Below are 22061 nucleotides of genomic sequence, written 5' to 3' on the forward strand. Positions count from 1 at the left end.
GTAGAGCCATGGGCGTGGGAGCACCGGACCGCGAGGAGTACGGCCCCCGGACCCGACCGCTGCCCTTCGAGCGCGGCACGGACGGCCCTCGGGTGATCATGGCGGGTGTCGACGGCACCCGCACCTCCGAGCGGGCCGGTGCCTACGCCGCCGGCCTGGCCCGTCGGCAGAGCGCCGCGCTGGTGGTGGTCTTCGTCAGCTCACCGAGCGGGCTGACCGCCCTGGTTCCCGGCATGGACGCCGGCGCGGTCCAACGCACGCACGACGAGCTGGCCGACGAGCTGCGCCGGGAGTGCCGGCGTGGGGCCGAGCAGTGGGGCATTCCGGTGACCCTGCTGGTGCGGCGCGGCGACGCGTACGGCGAGCTGTGCGCGGCGGCCGACGAGTTCCAGGCCGACATGCTCGTGGTCGGCGCGTCCGAGCAGGCCGGACACCGGCTGGTCGGCTCGGTCGCCACCCGGCTGGTCCGTGCCGGCCGCTGGCCCGTCGTCGTGGTGCCCTGATAACCCGTCGCGGCATGTCCGGGGTGCCGGGCAGGATGCGCGGCATGACCTGGACCGCACCGGAGATAACCCGGACTCCCGAACCGTACGTCGGCGACGAGCGCACCATGCTCGACGGCTGGCTCGACTACCACCGACAGACGCTGCTGCTCAAGTGTGCCGGGCTGACCGAGGAGCAGTTGCGCACGCCGAGCGTGCAACCGTCCGGGCTGACCCTGCTCGGCCTGGTCCGGCACCTGGCCGAGGTGGAGGCCTGGTGGTTCCGGGAGAACTTCGCCGGCAAGCCTGTCGACTACCCGTACTTCACCCCGGAGAACCCGGACGCCGACCACGACGTCAGCGCCGCCGACGCCGAGGCCGACTTCGCCACCTTCCACCGCGAGGTGGCACTGGCCCGCGAGGCCGCCGCCGGCCACTCGCTCGACGAGACGTTCATCGAGGTCGGCGCGAAGAAGCGCACCTTCAACCTGCGCTGGGTGTACGTGCACATGATCGAGGAGTACGCCCGGCACAACGGCCACGCCGACCTGATCCGGGAACGCATCGACGGCGTCACCGGCGAGTGACAAGGGCTCAGTAGTCCAGGGCCGCCCGCAGGTAACGCAGGTCGGCGTGGCCGCCCCAGCGGTGCGCCGACAACCCGGCGGACCGGGCACCCCGCACGGCCCAGTCCTCGTCGTCGACGCACAGGACCCGGGCCGGCGGGGTGGCCAGGGCCACGCAGGCGGCCTTGAAGTATTCCGGGGCGGGCTTGTGCACGCCGATCACCGAGGAGTTGACCACCACGTCCAGCTCCCCGACCAGACCGAGCGCGGCCAGGTCGGAGTCGAGCAGGTCGGTGGCGTTGGTGCCCAGCCCGACCCGGACGCCCGCCGCACGGACCTCCCGAACGAACGCCAGCACCTCCTGGTCGACCTCTCCCCGGTAGCTCTGCCACTGCTCCACGGCGGCGCGGGCCCGTTCCGGGCTGCCCACCGACTCGGCCAGGGCGTCCGCCACGCTGTTCATCCACTCGGCGTGGTTGACCTGGCCGGTGAGCACCGGCTGGAGCCGCCCCCACTGCATGGCGATCTCGCCGAGCACCCCCTCGGAGAGGCCGTACTCCCGCTCGACAACGGCGGCCACCGCCGGGTCCCACCGGCGCAGTACGCCGTCGAAGTCCAGCAGGAGCGCCGTCGCGCGTTCCCGAGCCACTACCCGTTCTCCTCGCCGCGGCCGTGCCGCTGGTCGTTCTCGTCGGTCTGGTTGAGCCGTTGGCTGATCACCTGGGTGACCCCACTGCGCATGGTCACGCCGTAGAGCGCGTCGGCGATCTCCATCGTCCGCTTCTGGTGCGTGATGACGATCAACTGACTCTTCTCGCGCAACTGTGCCATCAACGTGATCAACCGGCCCAGGTTGACGTCGTCCAGGGCCGCCTCCACCTCGTCCATGATGTAGAACGGGCTGGGCCGGGCGCGGAAGATCGCCACCAACATGGCCACCGCGGTCAGCGACCGCTCGCCACCGGAGAGCAGCGACAGCCGCTTGATCTTCTTGCCCGGCGGGCGGGCCTCCACCTCGACGCCGGTGGTGAGCAGGTCGTCGGGTTCGGTGAGGATCAGCCGTCCCTCACCACCGGGGAAGAGGACGGTGAACACCTGCTCGAACTCCCGGGCGGTGTCCTCGAAGGCACTGGCGAAGACCTCCAGGATCCGCTCGTCCACGTCCTTGACCACGGTGAGCAGGTCCCGACGGGTGGCCTTGAGGTCCTCCAACTGCTCGGAGAGGAACTTGAAACGCTCCTCCAGCGCGGCGAACTCCTCCAGCGCGAGTGGGTTGACCTTGCCGAGCAGGGCGAGTTCGCGTTCCGCCTTCGCGGCGCGCTTCTCCTGCACCGGCCGCTCGTAGCGCACCGGCTCGGGCACCGGCAGACCGTCACGTTCGGCCGTCGCGACGTCCACCGGGGTCGGCGGAACGGGCTGCGTCGGACCGTACTCGGCGACCAGCGTCTCCACGTCCAGCCCGAAATCCTCGGCGGCCTTCGCCTCCAACTGCTCGATGCGCAGCCGCTGCTCCGCCCGCGCCACCTCGTCGCGGTGCACCTGGCTGGTCAGCCGCTCCAACTCCGCCCCGAGCCGCTTGGCGGCACCGCGTACCTCCTGAAGCTCCGCCTCCCGCGCGGCGCGCTCCAGGGCGACCGCGTCGCGGTGCTCCTCCGCCGTCGCGATCGAGGTGGTCAGTCGGGTCAGCGCCTCCCGGGCGCCACCGGCGACGGACCGGGCGATGCCCGCACCCCGGGCGCGGGCGGCCCGGCGGGCCGCCGCGCGTTCCCGGGCGGCCCGCTCCGCGGTGGCCTGCCGCGCGAGCGAGTCGGCCCGGCCGGCGATCGAGGAGACCCGCTCCTCGGCGGTACGCACGGCGAGCCGGACCTCCATCTCGTTCTGCCGGGCCTGCGGCACCATGGCCGCCAATTGATCCCGTTCCTCGCTGGAGGGCTCGGCGTCGACCGGGGTCTCCTCGGCCAGCCGTAGCCGCTCCTCCAACTCGGCGAGCGCGGTGAGGTCCCGTTGCCGGGCGGCCTCGGCGCGGGAGCGGGAGTCGCCGAGCCGGTCGGTCTCGGCCTTCGCGGAGCGGGCCGCCGCACCCAGCTCGGCCAGCCGGCGAGCGGCGGCGTTGCGGTGGCTCTCCGCCTCACGCTTCTCGGCGGCGGCGTGCTGCACGGCCTCCTTGGCGGTCGCCACCTCGGCGCGCGCCTCGACCAACTGATCACGCAACTCCAGGCCGGCGCGTTCGGCGGTGACCCGGTTGGCGCGGGCCTCCTCGACTGCGGCCTGCACCTCGATGTAGCTGGGAGCCTTGGCCGACCCGCCCGCCGCCGCGTACGCCCCGACGACGTCACCGTCCGGGGTGACCGCCCGCAGCTCGGGGTTGCTGGCGATCAGCTCGGCGGCGGCGGCCAGATCGTCGACGAGCGCCACGTCCCGCAGGGCCCGGTGCACCGCCGGACGCAGCTCGGCGCTGCACTCCACCAGGTCGGGCGCCCATCGGGCGTCGTCCGGCAACTTCGGGCGCAGAGCGTCCGCGGAGCCGGTCATGCCGGGCCCCGCCGGGCTGCCGACCAGCAGTCCGGCCCGGCCGGCGTCGGAGATCTTCAACAGCCGCATCGCCTCGACGGCCTCGTCCACCCCACTGACGGCGACGGCGTCAGCGAGGCCGCCGAGCGCGGCGGCCAGCGCGGCCTCGTGACCGGGCGTGACGGTGAGCAACCCGGCGAGGCTGCCGAGCAGGCCGGGCACGTCTCCGGCGCGGGCGAGCAGCGCCCCGGCGCCGTCCTTGCGCCGCAGCCCCAGGGCGAGCGCCTCCTCGCGGGCCTTCCAGGAGGCGGCGTCCTTCTCCGCCGCCCGCTCGGCGTCGGACAGCGATCGGACGGTGGCTTGGGCCCGTTCCTGCACGGCGACCGCCTCGGCGTGCCGGGCGTCCAGGTCCGCGTTGTCCCGGTCGGCCTCGGTGGACTGGGCGGCGACCGCGTCCAGGTCGGCCTGCGCCTGCTCGGCGCGGCCCAGCGCGTCGGCGTGCGCGATCGCGAGGCGTTCGATCTCCTCGCCGGCGCTGGTGGTCCGGGCCCGGGCGGAGTTGACCTGGCCGGTGAGCCGGGCCATCCCCTCGCGCCGGTCGGCGATGGCCTTGGCCGCGACGACCAGCTCGCGCTCGGCGGCGGCCAACTGCCGCTCCAACTCCTGGCGGTGCTCGACCGCCTCGGCCAGTCGGATCTGGTCGTCGGTGAGCGCGCCGCGCAGCTCCTCCTCCTGCTCGCGGACGCGTTCCGCCTCGGCTTCCAGCTGGTCCGGGTCGCGGCCGGGCCGCTCGTCGTCGCCGGTGGCGCTGAGGTGCCGCAGCCGCTCCCGGGCCAACTGCTCGATCGAGCGGAAGCGTTCCTGGAGGGCGGAGAGCTTGTACCAGGTGTCCTGGGCGGCGGCGAGCAGCGGCGCGTCCTCGGCGAGGGCGGCCTCCAACTCGCCGAGTCGACCCTGCACCTCGGCGTGCTCACCCTCGATCTGCTCGCGCCGCTCGCGCAGCGCGGTCTCGTCGGCGATCTCCCGGTCGAGGGTGGTCCGCAGGGTGGCCAGGTCGTCGGCGAGCAGCCGCAACCGGGCGTCGCGCAGGTTGGCCTGGATGGCGGCGGCGCGCCGGGCCACCTCGGCCTGCCGGCCCAGCGGCTTGAGCTGACGACGCAGCTCCGCCGTGAGGTCGGTCAGGCGATTGAGATTCACCTGCATCGCGTCGAGCTTGCGAAGCGCCTTCTCCTTGCGCTTGCGGTGCTTGAGGACGCCGGCCGCCTCCTCGATGAACGCCCGGCGGTCCTCCGGCTTGGCGTGCAGCATGCCGTCGAGGCGGCCCTGCCCGACGATGATGTGCATCTCCCGGCCGATGCCGGAGTCGGACAGCAGCTCCTGGATGTCGAGCAACCGGCAGGAGTTGCCGTTGATCTCGTACTCGCTCTCACCGGAACGGAACATCCGGCGGGTGATGGAGACCTCGGTGTACTCGATCGGCAGCGCGCCGTCGGTGTTGTCGATGGTGAGGGTGACCTCGGCGCGACCCAGCGGAGCCCGGCCGGCGGTGCCGGCGAAGATGACGTCCTCCATCTTGCCGCCACGGAGGGCCTTGGCGCCCTGCTCGCCGAGGACCCAGGCGATGGCGTCGACGACGTTGGACTTGCCCGAGCCGTTCGGGCCCACCACACAGGTGATCCCGGGCTCCAGCTTCAACGTCGTGGCGGAGGCGAAGGACTTGAACCCCTTCACCGTCAGGCTCTTGAGATACACCTACTCGATCCTCGTCCGGTGGCCGCCGTACCGTCGCCGGCTGCGGGACCTGGGTGAACCCGCAGACTAACCCGGCGGTGTGAGCGGGCCGGCACGCGACCCGCCCCGCGTCGCGTCGACAGGGTTCGCGCTGTTGTTCGGTTGACCGTGAGAAAGACAAGCGCCTTTCATGATCGGCTTATCCGCCGACATGCTTTTCGGTAACTGTGCGGCGCGCTTCCCACACGGTCGGCTGCAAGATCATGAATGGTCGGCGCCGAAAAGGTGCCGGACAGTGTTGCGCGCCGGCACTGAGGTGTCGGCGCGCATTTTTGCGGTGGTGCGATTCAGTTTTTTTGCGACGTGAAGATCAGGTCAACGCCGGCTCGGCCAGACGGAGAAGATCATCCGCCTCCGCCGCAGCCGCCGCGAGCCGATCATTGTCGGCACGCAGACGCGTGATCTCGAACTCCAGCGCCTGAACCCTGGAACGCAGTCGGGTGACCTCGTCGAGCAGACGCCGGTCGGGCGCTGCACCTACGTGGCCGTAGAGGGCCTTCGCCATGCTGACTCCTTGATATGCGCTGCCGGAAAGGCCGGCCAAACGCGCGCCCATTTGTACGCGGCTGTCATTCCAGGCTGTATCTGGGCATGACCGGGCGCGACTGGCGACACCTATATATTGAGCCGCAAACCCCTCCTTCGTCAAGTTCTCGCAGGCCGTAGATCATCTCCACGTCGACCTGTCCACTTGTCGGGGGGCTGCCACAAGGCACGGACACTCTCTGTCCGGACGCCTTTACTGTACGCCTGGATTCGCGGAAGTCCGCACCCTGGCGTCCGACTTCCCCTTAACTCTTTCTTAGCCACGTTGCCGCAGGTCGTAGGCGCGCCGTAGCGTCACCCCGGCCCGCAACCGACCCCTGGAGGCATAGGCGTGTACGGCTGGACCGATCCGATGGACCCCAACGGCGCCCCCCGGCGCGCCGGAGGACCGACCGACGAGCCGGCCTGGCTGCACGACCGCCCGGAGCCCCGCTCGACCTACCTCTTCGGCGACGAACCCGACCAGCCGCGCGACGAGTGGCACCGGGAGCAGCCCACCGACAGCCGGCAACCGGACCCGGCGAACCCCGCCGAGGCGGCCGACGCCCGCACCGCCGCCTGGGGGGCGTACCAGCCGGACGGAGCGACCCACGGTTGGAGCGACAGCCACCCGGCCGAGGACACCACCGGAGGACGGCGCGCCGAGACGCCCGGCGGCTGGCACACCGACACCGACCCGGCGGCCACCGACGGCTGGCACGGCACCGCCGAGACCAGCCGGCCCGGCGAGGGACGACACCGCTCCCCACGCCGCTGGCGCCGCCCACTGATGATCGGAGGGGCCGCCGCGGCCGCCACCCTCGTGGTGAGCTTCGGCGTCGGCGCGCTCACCCTGCCCGGCGGTGACGACGGGGCCGCTCAGCCGACGGCCGTCGACGACTCCTTCGCCACGCCGGCCGCGCCCACCGAAGAGCCGGTGCTGGACACCCTCGCCGCGCCCTCTCCGTCGACCATCCCCAGCCCGGCTTCTCCCAGCCCGTCGCCGACCAAGATCGTCAAGCCCACGCCGGCGGCGTCGCGGAGCACCGCCGCCTCGCGCCGCAGCGTCCAACGCAGCACCGCGCCGAGCAACACCGGCAACTCCGCCGGTTCCAACGGCGCCAGCGGCACCGTCAGCGCCCAGGCCCGCGAGGTCGTGGACCTGGTCAACGCCGAGCGGTCCAAGGCCGGCTGCCAGGCGCTGAGCATCAACACCAAGCTGATGACGGCCGCCCAGCGGCACAGCCAGGACCAGGCCGACAACAAGAACATGTCGCACACCGGCAGCGACGGCAGCAACGCCGGCACCCGCCTGGACCGGGTCGGCTACACCTGGCGCACGTACGGCGAGAACGTGGCCTGGAACCAGCAGACCCCCGCCGCGGTGATGGACGCCTGGATGAACAGCTCCGGCCACAAGGCCAACATCCTGAACTGCGCGTTCACCGAGATCGGCGTCGGCATCGCCAACAGCAACGGACCGTACTGGACGCAGGTCTTCGCAGCACCGCGCTGACCGCGCGTCGTTCCCGCCCCCGCGCTCGTTGACCCGGTGAGGTACGTCGGGCCGGAGCGTGGGGGCCGCGTACCGGTGCGGGCGGCGACCGGCCGCCCGGGACCCGGGAGCTGCCGATGCGGATCCGGCCGCGGCGACGCGTCGCCGTACGCCCAGTGCGCCGCGCCCTGTCCGCCAGCGTCGCGCTCGTGCTGGTCATACCGGCGTACGGGTGCCGCCCCGCGCTGACCCCGCCCGGGGCGCCCACCGCGTGGCCGGCGGCGCAGGCCCGGCACTGGCAGTGGCAGTGGCAGCTCAACGGCCCGCTCGACCCGGCGGTGGACGCCCACGTCTTCCTCCTCGACCCGGTGGCCACCACCGCCGCACAGACCGCCGATCTGCGCTCCCGGGACCGCCGGTTGATCTGCCAGGTCCACGTCGGATCGGTCCGCTCCGACGACCCGGACGCCAGCCGGTTTCCCGAGGTCGTCCGGGGCGCGGCCGGACGTAGAGCCGACAGCCGGTGGCTGGACGTCCGGAGTTGGGACGCGCTCCGGCCGGTGCTGACCGACCGCTTCCGGCTCTGCCGGGGCAAGGGCTTCGGCGCGGTGGCGCTCTTCGACGCCGACGGGTACGCGGCGCGCTCCGGCTTTGCGCTCGACTTCGACGACCAACTGCTGTTCAACCGCCGGCTGGCCGAGCTGGCCCGCTCACTGAGCCTCTCCCCGGGGCTGGTCAACGACGTGCCACAGCTCGCCGCGCTGGCCCCGGACTTCGACTTCGCCGTCAACGAGGAGTGCGTCCGGCTGACCCAGTGCGCCAAACTGCTGCCGTTCAGCGACGCCGGTAAGCCGGTCTTCCACGTCGAGTACACCGGATCGACGGACGACTTCTGTGTCACCACCGTCGGCTACGGCTTCGCGTCCATCCGAAAGGACCGCACCCTCGACGCATCCCGCGAACCCTGCCCCCTCCCCTAACCCCCACCCCGCCCCCACCCCGCCCCTGCCCTGCCCTGCCCCGCCCCGCCCGCCCCGCCCCGCCCCGCCCCGCGATCTTGCACTTTCGGTTGTCCTTTTGCCGGGTTGCTCCCGCTTTGCCGCGACAGAAACTGCAAGATCGGCGGGCTGAAGGCGGGGTGGGGCTGAGTGGGCTGGGCAGGGCGGGAGCGGGAGCAGGGGCGGGAGCAGGGGCGGGAGCAGGGGCAAGCGGGGCGGGGCGGGAGCGGGGGGCTTAGGGCACTGGGACCAGCTCCGGGGCGGAGGCGGGTGGGTCGATGGGGGCGGGGGCCGGGCGGGGGCGCAGGAATCGCGGGGCCCACCAGTTGGCGTCGCCGAGCATGGTCATCAACGCCGGCAGCACCACGCCCCGGATGATGGTGGCGTCCAGCAGGATGGCCGCCGCCAGCCCGATGCCGAGCTGCTTCATGTCGATCGTGCTGAGCGTGGCGAAGATCGAGAAGACCCCGACCATCACGATCGCCGCGCTGGTCACCACCCCGGCCGACGACGTGATCCCGTACGACACGGCGTCGCGGTTGGGCAGGCCGGACCGGACGCCCTCGCGGATCCGACTGACCACGAAGACGTGGTAGTCCATCGAGAGGCCGAAGAGCACCACGAACAGGAACAGCGGCAGCCAGGACACGATGGCGCCCATCGAGGTGAAGCCGAGCAGTCCCTGCGCCCACTCGCCCTGGAAGACCAGCACCAGCAGGCCGTACGCGGCACCGGCGGAGAGCAGGTTCAGCGCGATCGAGCTCGCCGCGATCACCACCGACCGGAAGGTGAACGTCATGACCAGGAAGGTCAGCACCAGCACGAAGCCCATGACCAGCGGCAGCTTGTCCCGGACGTGCTGGGCGTAGTCCTCGCTGTCGGCGACGCTCCCGCCCACCGCGTACTCGATGCCGGGGATGGCCCGCAGTTCGGCCGGGACCAGATCCTCGCGCAGCTTCTCCAACGACTGCACCGACCGGTCGTCCCGGCTGGCGTACGGGGTGGGAACCTCCAGCACCGAGACCCGCCGATCGGCCGACACCTCGATCTTCGGTCCGTCCGCCTCGGCCGGGGCGAACAGCGGATCGCCGGCTGCCCGGGTGGACAGGCCGGTGAGGGCGGCGCGTACCCGATCGGCCTGGTCGGCGGGCGCCCGGACGGCCACCACGTGATTGGTGCCGGCGCTCGGGAAGGCGGCGGTGAGCCGGTCGTACGCCTGCATTGCCGGAGTCGTGCGGGGCAGGTCCTCCATGCCGGGGAACTTCAGCTTCATGCCGAGCGCCGGCGCGGCCAGCGCCAGCAGCAGACCGACCGAGATGACGAGCGTCGCCACCGGGGCGCGCAGCGCGGGTCGGAGCACCGCCGGCCACAGCCGGGGCGCGCGGGGCTCGCCGTGCCGGCCGGTACGTGGCGCGGTCAGTCGCCAGAGCAGCGGCACCCGGGGCCGGTCCACCCAACGGCCGAGCCGGGCCAGCAGGGCGGGCAGGACGGTCAGTGAGCCGGTCACCGCGACGGCCACCACGAGGATCGAGCCGATGGCGAGGGACGAGAAGACGACGTCGCCGGCGAGCAGCAGCCCGGCCATCGAGATGATCACCGCGAAGCCGGAGACGACGACGGCGTGCCCTGAGGTCTCCGCGGCGATCTCCACCGCGTCCAGACCGGACCGACCCTTGGCTCGTTCCTCCCGCTCTCGACGGATGTAGAACAGCGAGTAGTCGACGCCGACCGCCATGCCGATCAGAAGGATCACCGGTGCCGTGGTGTCGGTGGCCGGCACCAGGTGGGAGGCGAGTGTGGACAGACCCATCGCGGCGGCGACCGAGGAGAGGGCCAGCAGCACCGGCACGCTCGCCGCGATCAACGCGCCGAACGCGATGATCAGGATCGCCAGGGTGACCGGCAGGCTGAGCAGCTCGGCGCGCTTGAAGTCCTTGCCCAGGGTGTCGTCGAGGGCCTGGCCGATCGACGGTCCGCCTACCTGCTCGACGCGAAGCCCGGGGTGCGCGGCCTGCACGGAGGCGGTGGCGTCCCGCAACGGCTGCACCCGCTCCGAGGCCGTCTCCGGGTCGCCCGACATGGTGATCGGCAGCAGCAGCGCCGAGCCGTCCCGCGCGGTGACCGGCTGGCCCACCCCGGCGACCCCGGTGACCGTCCGCAGCCGGGCCGCCGCGTCGTCGGCCGCCGACTTCGCCGCCGCCGGGTCCAACGCACCGCCCAGGGAGGTGATGAGGACGTTGTCCACGGCCGGGTCGTCGAAGCTAGCGGCGTCGACGATCAGGCCGGCCCGCCCCGCCTCGCCGATCGCCTGGTCACCGCTGGTGGCCTCGTTGAGTCCGGCGGCGTTGCCGCCGACGAAGCACACCGCCACGAACACGGCCCACAGTGCGATCGCCCGCCACGGATGCTCGGCGCTCCACCGCGCCAGCCGCACCGTCACCGGTCTTCTGCCCATCTCCGGTCCCCCTGTCACGTCAACCCCCTGTCAACGGTGCTGACGTTAGGTGCGTGACGAGGCGGTCACATCGGGGATCGACCCGGGCCCACCCTGGAACCGGCGGACCGGGCGCGGGGGCGCTTCCGCCGGACATCGGCCCGCGATTCGGACGTACACCGGGGGCCTGCCCCGAGCGACAGGCCGCGACCCGCCGGCATCGCCCCGAGCCGGCTCCGGGTCATCCCCGAAGGGAACCCCGGGGCCGTGGCTGACAGTGCGGGCAGCTGTACGAGGACCGGTTCATGAACGCCTCACGGCGGATCGGCGCACCACACCGACGGCACGGCTCGCCCTCGCGGCCGTAGGCGTTGAGCGCCCGGTCGAAGTAGCCGCTCTCGCCGTTGACGTTCACGTAGAGGGCGTCGAAGCTGGTGCCGCCCTCGCTGATCGCCTCGGCCAGCACGTCACGGACGTGGCCGAGCAGACGCTGCGCGGCCGGGCCGGTCAGCGCGTCGGTGGGTCGGCCTCCGTGCAGCTTGGCGCGCCAGAGCGCCTCGTCGGCGTAGATGTTGCCCACGCCGGAGATCAGGGTCTGGTCGAGCAGAGCGCGCTTCACCTCGGTGTGCCGGCGGCGCAGCGCCGCGACGAACGCCTCGTCGGAGAACTCCGGGTCCATCGGGTCGCGGGCGATGTGCGCGATCTCGTCGGGCAACTCGGCGCCGCCCTCGCTCACCGAGAGCCCGCCGAACGTGCGCTGGTCGACGAAGCGCAGCTCCGGGCCGTCGTCGTTGAACCGGAACCGGACCCGAAGGTGGGTCTCGTCGGTCGTGCCGGGGGGCTGGAGCAGTAGCTGACCCGACATGCCGAGGTGCCCGACGATCGCGTCACCGCTGTCCAGTGGCAGCCACAGGTACTTGCCGCGACGGCGGGCGTCCAGCACCGTCCGGCCGGCGAGCACGTCGGCGAAGTGCACGTCGCCGGGAGCGTGCCGGCGGACCGCACGCGGATGACGAACCTCGACCGAGGCGATCCGGCGGCCGACGACCCACTGGGCCACCCCCTGCCGGACGGTCTCCACCTCGGGCAGCTCAGGCACGCGGGCCACCCGTCTCGTGACCGTCGGCGCCCCCGGCCGGCAGGGCCTGCGCCAGGTGGTCGGCCTGCTCGGCCTGCGCCGCCCGCTCGGCGCTCTCCAGTGGCCCGAACGACTCGCCGCGATCGGCCGAGTCGTCCCGGTCGGCCGGCTGGCCCCGGCCGGGGTCGCCGTCCTGACCACCCTGGCCGCCGTCGCCGTTCTGGCCGTCCTGGCCGCCGTCGCCGTTCTGGCCGTCCTGGCCGCCGTCGCCGTTCTGGCCGTTCTGCTCGGCGAGCGTCCGCCAGGCGGCCTCGGCGGCCCGCTGCTCGGCCTCCTTCTTGCTGCGCCCCTCCGCGCCGCCGTACCGGTTGCCGGCAACGACCACCCAGGCGGTGAACGTCTTGAGGTGGTCCGGGCCGGTGCCCTCGATCCGGTACTCCGGGACGCCGAGACCGAGCGCTGCCGTCAGCTCCTGGAGACTGGTCTTCCAGTCCAGCGCGGCCCCACGACCGGCCGACTCGGCCATCAGCGGGTCGAAGAGCCGATGGATGACGATCCCCGTGGTGTCCAGGCCGTACTGGAGGTAGATCGCGCCGAGCAGCGCCTCCAGCGTGTCGGCGAGGATGCTCGCCTTGTCCCGACCGCCGGTCGTCTCCTCACCCTTGCCGAGCAGCAGGTACGCGCCGAGCCCGTCCGGGCCCAGACCGCGCGCCACGTCGGCGAGCGCCCGCATGTTGACCACGCTGGCCCGCAGCTTGGCCAACTGCCCCTCGGGCAGATCCGGGTGGTTGTGGAACAGCGCCGTGGTGATCACCACGCCGAGCACCGAGTCGCCGAGGAACTCCAGCCGCTCGTTGGTCGGCAGCCCGCCGTTCTCGTACGCGTACGACCGGTGGGTCAACGCGCGCTGAAGCAGCTCGGGTTCCAGGCTTACTCCGAAGGCGGCTTCCAGGTGACCGACGGACGCCCGCCGCCGCTTGTCGTTGCTCATGTGCGTACCTCGGTGTCGGTGGAGCGGTCGGTGCGACCGGTCGCGGCGTTGCGGTCGAGCAACGCGGAGACCAGATCGGTGGCGCGCCGCCGCCACAGGTGGGCGGCGAGAGCTATGCCGGAGGCGACGTCGTCGGCGCGGGCGGACCCGTGACAGACGACCACCGTCCCCGCGACGCCCAGCAGGGCCGCCGCGCGGGGCGCGCCGCCCTGGGCAGGTGGGCCGCCGGCCATCGCGTACGCGCCCTCAATGGCCTTGAGCAGCACGTTACCGGTGAAGCCGTCGGTGACGACCACATCGGCGCGCGCGCCGAGGGCCACGTCGAACCCTTCGACCAGGCCGACGTAGCGCGCCCCGCCGGGCAGCGGCTCGACGGCCAGCAGGGGGTCGGTGGCGCGGCGGACCCGGTCACCCTTTCCGGCCTCGGTGCCGACCGAGAGCAGCCCGACCCGGGGCGCGGCGATCGAGTGGGCCACCGCCGCGTACGCGGCGCCGAGCACGGCGTGGCGGGCGAGGGTCGCCGGGCGGGGTTCCAGGGAACCGCCGACGTCGAGCAACACGACCGGACCGGCCACGGCGGGCAGGGTGGCGGCCAGCGCGGGTTGGCGGATCTCCGGCGAACGGCCGAGGCCGAGTACGGCCGCGGTGACGGTGGCGCCGGTGGCACCGGCGGAGACCAGGGCATCGGCGGTCCCGTCCCGGACGGCGGTGACCGCGGCCCGGACGGTGCTCTCGGAGCGGGCGGCGCTGGGATGGTCGGCCATGCCGACGACATCGCGCACGGGTCGCACCGTGATCCTGGCGCGTTGCGCGGGATCGAGGGCAGCGATCAGCTCGTCGGCGACCTCGGTCGGACCGACGAGAAGCAGGTGCAGGTCGGGGTCGGCGCGCATGGCCCGCAGAGCGCCGTCAACCACGACGGCGGGAGCGTCGTCCCCGCCGAGGAGGTCAACGGCGATCCGCGCGGTGCCCGGCTCCACCGGAACGCCGGCCGGGTTGGACCGGCCGGCGTCGGAGGGAGCCGGGGCACCGGGCGAATGCCAGGATGCGCGCGCCTCCCGACCTGAGGTCGGGGGCGTCACTCGGCGTCCAGGTCAGACCTCGAGAACCTGGCGGCCGTTGTAGGTGCCGCAGACGGAGCAGGCGGCGTGCGGCAGCTTCGGGGACTTGCACTGCGGGCACGCGACGGTCGCGACCACTGTCGCCTTCCAGTTCGCCCGGCGGGACCGGGTGTTGCTGCGCGACATCTTGCGCTTCGGGACGGCCACGGTTCTTACTCCTCTGTAACGGTCAGTTGCGACAGGCCCGCCCAACGCGGGTCGATCTGCTGGTGACTGTGGTCGGCCGGCAGATCGTCCCAGTGCGCCCCGCATTCGGGGCACAGTCCTGGGCAGTCCTCCCGGCAGAGCGGGTTGGTCGGCAGCGTGAGCACCAACGCGTCCCGCAGCGCCGGCTCCAGGTCGATCAGATCGCCCTGCATCCGGCCCACCTCGTCCTCGTCGGTCGTGGCGTCCGTGGTGCTGTCCTCGTACGCGTACAGCTCCTGGATCGTCACGCCCATCGAGTCGTTGATCTCGCGCAGGCAACGGCCGCACTCACCCCGGACGGGACCGGTGATGGTCCCGGAGACGAGCACGCCCTCGGACACCGACTGCAACCTCAGATCGAGGTCGAGGTCCGCGCCCTCCGGCACGCCGATCAACTCCACACCGAGGTCCGCCGGTGCCGGCACGACCCGCCGGACCTCACGCAACGCGCCAGGGCGACGCGGCAGTTCCCTCGTGTCGAGGACCAGCGGCGACCTGGGGTTGAGTGTCGATGGCGAGTGCTTGGGCATAGTTAGACTCCGGCCGGTGAGAGGCCGACAAAAAAGGTTACCTGGACGACCGCCGGACCGTCGAACCGGGGGCGACGCCCGCCTGAGAAGTCGGCTGGTGAGGTGCCGCTCAGAAGGGTAGCGGGCGTTCGGCCTCATCCCCAGCGAAGGTGCCGATCTCCCGCAGCGCGTGCATCTTGTCCCGGCCGCGCTCTATCGAGGCCAGCGCCCGGGTGAGGAACTGCTCGAAGTTGGCCAGCGCGGTGTCGACGTAGTCGTCGACCTCCTCACGCAGGCGTTGCGCCTCGGCGCGGGCCTCGCCGATGATCCGGGCGCCCTCGTGCTCGGCCGACACGGTGATCTCGTTCACCGAGACCAGGCGGGCGTGTTCTGCCTCACCCTCGCTGATGATCCGGTCCGCCTCGCGCTTGCCGGCGTCCATGATCTTGTCCCGCTCCTCGAGGAGCGCGGCGGCGCGACGCAGGTCGGCGGGGAGATCGGCACGCATCTCATCGAGGGCAGCGATCATCTCACCCCGGTCGACCATGCAGTTGTTGCGCGACATCGGGACGGAGCGGGCCTGCTCCAGGATGGCGATCAGTTCTTCGATGCGATCGAGCGGGTCCACCGGCTACCTCACTCCTGTCGTTCGTCGGCCGACCTCCATGATGCGGGCTACGGCCGTTCCCCGCGCCACCAATCATGTCGTGCCGGCCCCACCACCGCCCCACTCACCCCAACCCGGCGAGTCGCGACATAGTCACCCGCGGCTCCCACCGCGCCGATCTTGCACTTTCCGTCCCGTCAAACCATGCCGAAAAAGGCGATGCGGGCACCGCAAGTGCAAGATCGCGAAGGTGGGAGGTGGAACGGGGCCGGGGTCCGTTCAGCGGCGGGGGCCCAGGCGGGCCTGGAGAGCCTCGCGGACCGGGTCCGGAACGTGGGCGGAGATGTCGCCGCCCCACTTGGCCACGTCCTTGACCAGACTCGACGAGAGGAACGAGTAGAGCGGGTTGGTCGGCATGAAGAGCGTCTCGACGCCGGCCAGACCGATGTTCATCTGGGCCATCTGCAACTCGTAGTCGAAGTCGCTGACCGCCCGCAGGCCCTTGATCAGCACACTGGCCTGCTGCGCCCGGCAGAAGTCCACCAGCAGCCCCCGGAACGACTCGACCCGTACGTTGCCGTACGACGAGGTCACCTCGCGGAGCATCTCGATGCGCTCCTCGACGGTGAACAGGCCACTCTTCGACTGATTCACCAGCACACCGACGATCACCTCGTCGAAGAGCCGGCTGGCCCGCCCGATGATGTCGAGGTGTCCGTTGGTGACCGGATCGAACGAACCGGGGCACACCGCACGTCTCATGATCGGCGACCGTACCAAAGGGTGGTCTCGCCGTAACGGCGACTGCGCTCGGCGGTGATCCCCTCCACCCAGTCGAACTCCCTGGTGCGGCGGGACCGCTCCACCACCACCAACGCGTCGGGCGTCAGCCAGCCGCCGTCGACCAGCGCGGCCAACAGCGCGGTGATCTCCTCGTCCGGCACCGCGTACGGCGGGTCGGCGAAGACCACGTCGTACGGCCCGTCGTCCGGCCCGGCGGCCAGCACCGTCGCCACCTTGCCGGTGACCAGACGGGCCGCCGGACCCGCACGGAGAGCCGCCACGTTCTCCCGGATCACCCGGGCCGCCCGCGGATCGGACTCGACCAGCAACACGTGCCGGGCGCCTCGGGAGAGCGCCTCCAGGCCGACCGCGCCGGAGCCGGCGTACAGGTCCGCGAAGCGGGCGCCATCGAGATCGACAGCGGCCTGGACGGCACTGAACAGCGCCTCCCGAACCCGGTCCGAGGTGGGTCGGGTGCCGGCGCCGGGTGGCGCGGCGATCCGCCGGCCACCGAGCGTCCCGGCCACGATCCGGGTCACCGTTTCCTCCTGCTCATGCCCGCGACGCTACGCGATGCGGCGCAGGCACGGTCAGCACGGCACGGATCCGGGGAGCGGGCCGGCCGGCGACGACGGGGGCACCTGAGCAGCCCCGACGCAGCGGCATCCACCGTGGAGCCGGAGCGGGGCGGACCGTCCCCAGTGACCGGACCGGCACCTTCGGTATATCAAAGATCACGAATCGACTACATTGCCGGATGGCAATGATCTGAACTCCCCTCATTAACCACCCATCAGTACAGTCTCCCCCTGTCCCCGCTTTCGCCGCGGGAACACCACCGCGTCGCGCGACGCCCCGGTGAGCAGTGACTCCCCGGTCACGATGCCTCCCGGCCTTCCGCCACGCGATCCGTACCCCCCTCACCAGGAGCAGGCGTGAACCCTCCCAAGTCTCCGTTCCGGCGCGTAGCGGCCATCGCCGCGGGCGCGTTGATCGGCATCGCCGGCGTCGGCGTCCTCGCGAGCCCCGCGAGTGCCCACCACCCCGAGCCCTCCGGCACCTACTGCCTGACCTCCGACGGCCAGGTCAAGGTGACCTGGACGGTCGGCAACAGCGAGAACATCACCGCGAAGATCACCACGCTGAAGTCGACCGTTCCGGCCGACTTCACCGGCGGCCTGGCGCAGGACGCCACTCTCCCGGCGAAGGGCGAGGGTTTCCTCACCGGCACCCAGGCCTACCGCTTCGACCAGAAGCGGCCGACGGTCGAGCTGACCGTCGAGGCCCGCTGGGTGCGCGACGACCGGATCGTGAGCGAGTCGCGGACCGTGGCCGCCGAGCCGAAGGGCACCTGCGCGGCAGAGGCCACGCCCTCGCCGAGCAGCCCGACGCCGACCGCCACTCCGTCGGCGACCCCCACCCCGACCCCCACTGTCGCCTCGCCGTCGCCGAGCCAGCCTCCGACCCAGAGCCCGACCCCGACTGCCACCCCGGCTCCGGCGGAGCCGGTGGGCTCGGTCGAGTCGACCTGCGACAAGCTGACCTTCGCGATCGAGAACCCCGCCGACGGTGAGACCGTCACGCTCACCCTGACCCCGAACAAGGGCGAGGTGAAGACGCTGGTCGTCAAGCCGGGCGAGACCGGTTCCGTCTCCTTCGACGCGACCGAGGGTCTCGTCGTCACGCCGGCGGCCGAGGGCCTCGACGACACCGAGCCGATCGCCTGGGAGCAGCCGGCCGACTGCGCCCCGGGTCAGGGTGGCGGCAAGGACGAGCCGGCTCTGCCGCTGACTGGTGCCGCCACCGGCGGCATCATCGCCGGTGCCGTGGTGCTGCTGGCCGCCGGTGCCGCCCTGTTCGTGGTGGCCCGTCGTCGTCGGGTCCGCTTCACCGCCTGAGACAACCCGCTCTGACAGTTGAGGGCGCGTCGACCACCCGGTCGGCGCGCCCTCAGCCATGTGATGGCCTGCGTGGTCAGCCCTTCTCCAGGTACTCCGCGCGGTCCTCGTCCACCAGTGCGGCCACCGACGCGGCCAGTGCCGGGCTGCGGGCCAGCTCCGGGTCGTCCTCGACCAGGGTGATCGCCTCGGCGCGGGCGTCGCGGATCAGGTCGGCGTCGCGCCGCAGGGACAGCAACCGCAGGTGCGAGCGGTGCCCGGACTGGGTGGCACCCAGCACGTCGCCCTCGCGACGTTGCTCCAGATCCAGTTCGGCGAGCTTGAAACCGTCGCTCGTGGACGCCACCGCGTCCAACCGTTCCCGTGCCGACGAACCCTCGGCCGCCTCGCTGACCAGCAGACACAGCCCGGCGGCGGCGCCCCGGCCGACCCGGCCCCGCAACTGGTGCAGTTGAGAGACACCGAACCGGTCGGCGTCCAGCACGATCATCACTGTCGCGTTCGGCACGTCCACGCCGACCTCGATCACCGTGGTCGCCACCAGCACGTCCAGGTCACCGGCCGCGAAGGAACGCATCACCGCGTCCTTCTCGTCGGCCGGCAGGCGACCGTGCAGCACCCCGATCCGCAGGCCGCGCAGCGGACCCTCGGCCAGCAGCGGGGCCACCTCGGTCACCGCCAGCGGCGGCCGACGGCCGTTGTCGTCCTCGGCTGGCGGCTCCTCGTCGGACGTGGGACCGTCACCGATCCGGGGACACACCACGTACGCCTGGTGGCCGGCGGTCACCTCCTCGCGCAGCCGACGCCACGCCCGGTCCAGGTAGGCGGGCTTCTCGGCGGCCGGCACCACGTGCGAGGCGATCGGCGACCGCCCCCGGGGCAGCTGGGAGAGCGTGGAGACCTCCAGGTCGCCGTAGACGGTCATCGCCACCGTGCGCGGGATCGGGGTGGCTGTCATCACCAGCACGTGCGGCGGCTGGTCGGCCTTGGCGCGCAGGGCGTCGCGCTGCTCCACGCCGAAGCGGTGCTGCTCGTCGACCACCACCAGGCCGAGATCGGCGAAGTCGACCCCCTCGTAGAGCAGGGCGTGGGTGCCGAGCACGATGCCGGCGGCACCGCTGGCCACCTCGCCGAGCGCCCGACGGCGGGCGGCCGCGCCGAGCGAGCCGGTGACCAGCTCGACCCGGGTGGCGTGCTCGGCCGAGCCCAGCTCACCGGCCCGCCCGAGCGGCCCGAGCAGGTCGAGCATGCCGCGGTGGTGCTGGGCGGCCAGCACCTCGGTGGGCGCCAGCAGCGCGGCCTGCCCACCCGCGTCGACCACCTGGAGCATCGCCCGTAGCGCCACCACCGTCTTGCCCGAACCCACCTCGCCCTGCAACAGGCGGTGCATGGGGTGCGCTGTGGCCAGGTCAGCGGCGATCTCCACACCGACCTCCCGCTGACCGGCCGTCAGCTCGTACGGAAGTCGGGCGTCGAACGCCTCCAACAGCCCGTCCGGACGCGCCGGGCGGGGCCGGGCCGGCCAGTCGGCCGCCCGGTGCTTGCGCTGCACCAGGGTCACCTGGACGGCGAAAGCCTCGTCCCACTTGAGGCGCCGCCGCGCCTGGTGCAGCGCCTCCTTGCTGGACGGCCGGTGGATCTCGGTCAGCGCGACGCCCAGCCCGACCAGCTTGCGGCCGGCCCGCACGGCGCTCGGCAGTGGATCGTCCGGCGGGGTGAACGTGTCCAGTACGACGCGCACGCAGCGCGCGATCACCCAGGTCGGCACGGCCGCGGCGGCCGGGTAGACCGGGATCAGCGCCCCGGCGAACTCCTCGATGTCCTCGCTGATCGCCGCCTCGCCGTCGCCGCCCTCACCGAGCAGGACGTACTCCGGGCCGTTGAGCTGCCGTTTGCTGCGGAACTCGGTGACCTTGCCGGCGAACAGACCCCACCGACCCGGGCGCAGCTCGCGCTCGCGCCACGCCTGGTTGCCGAAGAAGGTCAACGTCAGCACCCCGCCGGAGCCGTCGCCGACGGTCACCTCCAGCAGGTTGCCCCGCCGCTGACGCATCGGGCGCACGGTGGTGCGCTGCACCTGGGCCATGACGGTGACCTGCTCACCGACGTCCAGTGAGCGGATGTCGGTGTGTTCGCCGCGCTCGTCGTAGCGGCGCGGGAAGTGGTAGACCAGGTCACCCGCGGTGTGCAGGTCGAGGTGCGAGGCCAGCGCCTTTGCTGTCTTGTCCCCGACCAGCTTCTTCAGCGGAGTGTCCACGGTGGCTGGTTCGCTCATTCGATCCCTACCAGGAGCGGATAAAACGGCTGGCCGCCCGGGTACGCGTGCACCTCGACGAACGGCCAGCGTCGCGCGACGTGCGCGCGGACGGCGTCGGTGAGCCCGGCCGGAGCGTCCACCCCGGCCAGCAGGGTGACCATCTCGCCGCCACCGCCGAGCATCCGGTCGACCACCGCCGCGCAGGTGTCGGTGAGGTCGGTGCCGATCAGGTGCACCTCCCCCTCCACCAGCGCCAGCACGTCACCGGGACGGCACGGGCCGGCCACGGTCAACGCCTCCCGGCTGGCATGGCAGACCTCGGCGTACCGGCAGGCCCCAGCCGCCTCGGCCATCGCGATGACGTCGTCCTCGAAACGGCGGTCACCGTCGCGGACCGCGAGCGCCGCCAGGGCCTGCACCGGCGAGCGGGTCGGCACCACGCTCACCTTGATGCCGTACCGATGGGCCTCGCGGGCGGCGGCGCTCGCCACCGCCTCGGTGTTGGCGTCGTTGGGCAGCACCACCACCCGGGCCGCGCCGGTGCCGCGGACGGCGTCCAGCAACTCACCCGTGGACGGGTTGCCCGGCACCACGGTCGCGCCCTCCGCGGCGAACAGGTCGGCGATGCCGCTACCGGTGGCCACCACCACCGCGGCCCGGCCGGCCACCACCGGGCCGGAGGGCGACTCCGGCTGGTCGGCGAAACGGGTGACCGAGATGCGGTACGGGCGGCCGGCGGCGACACCCGCCTCCACCGCCGCGCCCACGTCGTTGACGTGCACGTGCACGTTCCAGGTGCCTTCCGGCTCACGCCCGTCGCCGACGACGACCAGCGAGTCGCCCAGGACGTCGAGGGCCCGCCGCAACCCGTCGACCGCCTCGGCGCGGGCGTCGAGCAGGAACTGCACCTCGTACGCGTACTCCTCCGAACCGGTCTCGCGGGCGACGGTGGCCGCCGGGCGGGCGGGGCGCGGTGCCGGCGCGGGCCCTGCCGCGCTCTCCCCGGTCAGCACCTCGACCAGGGCGTCGAGCAACACGCAGAGCCCCCGGCCACCGGCGTCGACCACACCCGCGCGGGCCAGCGCCGGCAATTGCTCCGGGGTACGGGCGAGCGCCTCGGACGCCGCTCGAGCCGCGACCCCGGCCACCGCCGGCAGGTCGTCGCTGTCCGCGCCTTCGGCCGCGCCGGCGGCGGCCGCGATCACGGTGAGCAGGGTGCCCTCGACCGGCCGGGAGACCGCCGTGTACGCGGCGGTGGTGCCGCAGCGCAGCGCGGCGGCCAACTCCCGGCCGCGCACCGCCGGCACCCCGGCGACCTGGTCGGCGAGGCCACGCAGGATCTGCGAGAGGATCACCCCGGAGTTGCCCCGCGCGCCGAGCAGCGCGCCCTGGGCCATCAGCCGCAGCGCGTGCCCGTGCGCTGTCGGCCCGCTGTGCGGGAGCGTGTCCAGATCCATGGCGAGGGCCTGCTGCGCCGAGGTGAGGGTGAGCACCAGGTTGGTGCCGGTGTCGCCGTCGGGCACCGGATAGACGTTGAGCTGGTCGATCTCGCCCTGGTGGCGCTTCAGTGCGGCCAGCCCGCTCGCGCACCAGCGGCGGACCGCGGCGGCGTCGAGGGTGTCCAGCACGGGCAGAAGCCTACTGGCGCGCACCGACACCCGTCGGACTCGTCCGGCGTGTCCTCGCCGGCCCCGGCCGGCGCGGGCCGCAGTCTCCCTCAAGGCCCGGGCGGCTGTCTCTCGTCGGTCCCGGCCGGCGCTGATCGCGGCGGGGACGAGCACCTCCGGTACCCTTGCCGCCGGGCCGGCCCGCCGCAGGGCGGACGGGCC

Annotated in this window: 18 protein-coding genes and 1 pseudogene; 5 read left to right on the plus strand and 14 right to left on the minus strand. The window is 72.6% G+C overall.

The genetic code is table 11. The annotated features are described in order from the left end of the window. Positions 1–8: 8 nt before the first annotated feature. The gene (locus tag ACZ6NZ_RS17825; RefSeq protein WP_355005258.1) at positions 9–503 is read left to right on the plus strand and encodes a universal stress protein; all 495 of its coding nucleotides are present in this window, start codon (positions 9–11) and stop codon (positions 501–503) included. Between the two features lie 44 nt (positions 504–547). Continuing rightward, positions 548–1069 (plus strand): DinB family protein, encoded by a 522-nt coding sequence (locus tag ACZ6NZ_RS17830; protein WP_465859056.1) that lies wholly within the window; start codon positions 548–550, stop codon positions 1067–1069. A 7-nt stretch (positions 1070–1076) separates the two neighbouring features. On the opposite strand, the gene ACZ6NZ_RS17835 is transcribed toward ACZ6NZ_RS17830, so the two are convergent. The 3 genes from ACZ6NZ_RS17835 to ACZ6NZ_RS17845 all read right to left on the minus strand — a co-directional run bounded on the left by ACZ6NZ_RS17835 (position 1077) and on the right by ACZ6NZ_RS17845 (position 5855). Continuing rightward, complete coding sequence (locus ACZ6NZ_RS17835; protein WP_465859058.1) at positions 1077–1697, minus strand: HAD family hydrolase; 621 nt, start codon at positions 1695–1697, stop codon at positions 1077–1079. After that, the gene (gene smc, locus ACZ6NZ_RS17840) at positions 1697–5311 is read right to left on the minus strand and encodes a chromosome segregation protein SMC (RefSeq protein ID WP_465859060.1); all 3615 of its coding nucleotides are present in this window, start codon (positions 5309–5311) and stop codon (positions 1697–1699) included. Before smc ends, ACZ6NZ_RS17835 begins: the two co-directional genes overlap by 1 nt. 349 nt (positions 5312–5660) lie before the next feature. Beyond that, positions 5661–5855: a hypothetical protein gene (locus ACZ6NZ_RS17845; protein WP_030487463.1), complete on the minus strand. Its 195-nt coding sequence runs from the start codon at positions 5853–5855 to the stop codon at positions 5661–5663. 372 nt (positions 5856–6227) lie between these two features. Between ACZ6NZ_RS17845 and ACZ6NZ_RS17850 the strand changes: the two genes are divergently transcribed. Both ACZ6NZ_RS17850 and ACZ6NZ_RS17855 read left to right on the plus strand, forming a co-directional pair. Next, a complete protein-coding gene (locus ACZ6NZ_RS17850) occupies positions 6228–7391 on the plus strand; it encodes a CAP domain-containing protein (RefSeq protein WP_465859062.1) in 1164 nt (387 codons plus the stop codon). Positions 7392–7507: 116 nt separating this feature from the next. Next, positions 7508–8350 (plus strand): endo alpha-1,4 polygalactosaminidase, encoded by an 843-nt coding sequence (locus ACZ6NZ_RS17855; protein WP_465859064.1) that lies wholly within the window; start codon positions 7508–7510, stop codon positions 8348–8350. A 253-nt stretch (positions 8351–8603) separates the two neighbouring features. On the opposite strand, the gene ACZ6NZ_RS17860 is transcribed toward ACZ6NZ_RS17855, so the two are convergent. The 9 genes and pseudogenes from ACZ6NZ_RS17860 to rsmD form a co-directional block, all read right to left on the minus strand. Then, positions 8604–10823 carry an MMPL family transporter gene (locus tag ACZ6NZ_RS17860; protein ID WP_465859066.1) on the minus strand — a complete coding sequence of 740 codons (2220 nt, stop codon included), beginning with the start codon at positions 10821–10823 and terminating at the stop codon, positions 8604–8606. Positions 10824–11043: 220 nt separating this feature from the next. Further along, the gene (mutM, locus tag ACZ6NZ_RS17865) at positions 11044–11901 is read right to left on the minus strand and encodes a bifunctional DNA-formamidopyrimidine glycosylase/DNA-(apurinic or apyrimidinic site) lyase (RefSeq protein WP_465859067.1); all 858 of its coding nucleotides are present in this window, start codon (positions 11899–11901) and stop codon (positions 11044–11046) included. 220 nt (positions 11902–12121) lie between these two features. Beyond that, positions 12122–12871: pseudogene (rnc, locus tag ACZ6NZ_RS17870) on the minus strand (ribonuclease III); the annotation flags it as partial. Beyond that, a complete protein-coding gene (locus ACZ6NZ_RS17875; protein ID WP_465859485.1) occupies positions 12868–13851 on the minus strand; it encodes a phosphate acyltransferase in 984 nt (327 codons plus the stop codon). The pseudogene rnc and the gene ACZ6NZ_RS17875, both read right to left, overlap by 4 nt. Before the next feature lie 114 nt (positions 13852–13965). Next, positions 13966–14139 (minus strand): 50S ribosomal protein L32, encoded by a 174-nt coding sequence (gene rpmF, locus ACZ6NZ_RS17880; protein WP_030335284.1) that lies wholly within the window; start codon positions 14137–14139, stop codon positions 13966–13968. Between the two features lie 5 nt (positions 14140–14144). Next, positions 14145–14708, minus strand: coding sequence for a YceD family protein (locus ACZ6NZ_RS17885; protein ID WP_366608229.1), 564 nt, complete (start codon positions 14706–14708; stop codon positions 14145–14147). Between the two features lie 109 nt (positions 14709–14817). Beyond that, a complete protein-coding gene (locus ACZ6NZ_RS17890) occupies positions 14818–15315 on the minus strand; it encodes an SPFH domain-containing protein (protein WP_355005267.1) in 498 nt (165 codons plus the stop codon). 258 nt (positions 15316–15573) lie between these two features. After that, the gene (coaD, locus tag ACZ6NZ_RS17895) at positions 15574–16056 is read right to left on the minus strand and encodes a pantetheine-phosphate adenylyltransferase (RefSeq protein WP_030335289.1); all 483 of its coding nucleotides are present in this window, start codon (positions 16054–16056) and stop codon (positions 15574–15576) included. After that, positions 16053–16616 carry a 16S rRNA (guanine(966)-N(2))-methyltransferase RsmD gene (rsmD, locus tag ACZ6NZ_RS17900; protein ID WP_366608227.1) on the minus strand — a complete coding sequence of 188 codons (564 nt, stop codon included), beginning with the start codon at positions 16614–16616 and terminating at the stop codon, positions 16053–16055. Before rsmD ends, coaD begins: the two co-directional genes overlap by 4 nt. A gap of 396 nt (positions 16617–17012) precedes the next feature. Here rsmD and ACZ6NZ_RS17905 point away from each other — a divergent pair, with 396 nt between their 5' ends. Further along, the gene (locus ACZ6NZ_RS17905) at positions 17013–17975 is read left to right on the plus strand and encodes an LPXTG cell wall anchor domain-containing protein (protein ID WP_366608226.1); all 963 of its coding nucleotides are present in this window, start codon (positions 17013–17015) and stop codon (positions 17973–17975) included. 76 nt (positions 17976–18051) lie between these two features. On the opposite strand, the gene recG is transcribed toward ACZ6NZ_RS17905, so the two are convergent. Both recG and ACZ6NZ_RS17915 read right to left on the minus strand, forming a co-directional pair. Then, positions 18052–20250, minus strand: a complete 2199-nt coding sequence (recG, locus tag ACZ6NZ_RS17910) for an ATP-dependent DNA helicase RecG (protein ID WP_465859070.1) — start codon at positions 20248–20250, stop codon at positions 18052–18054. Continuing rightward, positions 20247–21860 carry a DAK2 domain-containing protein gene (locus ACZ6NZ_RS17915; protein WP_465859072.1) on the minus strand — a complete coding sequence of 538 codons (1614 nt, stop codon included), beginning with the start codon at positions 21858–21860 and terminating at the stop codon, positions 20247–20249. Before ACZ6NZ_RS17915 ends, recG begins: the two co-directional genes overlap by 4 nt. Between the last annotated feature and the right edge of the window lie 201 nt (positions 21861–22061).

Source organism: Micromonospora sp. NPDC047756 (assembly GCF_055587245.1).

Excerpts from the sequence above, each read along its gene's own strand:
- ACZ6NZ_RS17825 (WP_355005258.1), top strand. The coding sequence starts at position 9 with ATGGGCGTGGGAGCACCGGACCGCGAGGAGTACGGCCCCCGGACCCGA.
- ACZ6NZ_RS17830 (WP_465859056.1), top strand. The coding sequence starts at position 548 with ATGACCTGGACCGCACCGGAGATAACCCGGACTCCCGAACCGTACGTC.
- ACZ6NZ_RS17845 (WP_030487463.1), bottom strand. The coding sequence starts at position 5,855 with ATGGCGAAGGCCCTCTACGGCCACGTAGGTGCAGCGCCCGACCGGCGT.
- ACZ6NZ_RS17855 (WP_465859064.1), top strand. The coding sequence starts at position 7,508 with ATGCGGATCCGGCCGCGGCGACGCGTCGCCGTACGCCCAGTGCGCCGC.
- ACZ6NZ_RS17860 (WP_465859066.1), bottom strand. The coding sequence starts at position 10,823 with ATGGGCAGAAGACCGGTGACGGTGCGGCTGGCGCGGTGGAGCGCCGAG.
- ACZ6NZ_RS17885 (WP_366608229.1), bottom strand. The coding sequence starts at position 14,708 with ATGCCCAAGCACTCGCCATCGACACTCAACCCCAGGTCGCCGCTGGTC.
- coaD (WP_030335289.1), bottom strand. The coding sequence starts at position 16,056 with ATGAGACGTGCGGTGTGCCCCGGTTCGTTCGATCCGGTCACCAACGGA.
- recG (WP_465859070.1), bottom strand. The coding sequence starts at position 20,250 with ATGAGCGAACCAGCCACCGTGGACACTCCGCTGAAGAAGCTGGTCGGG.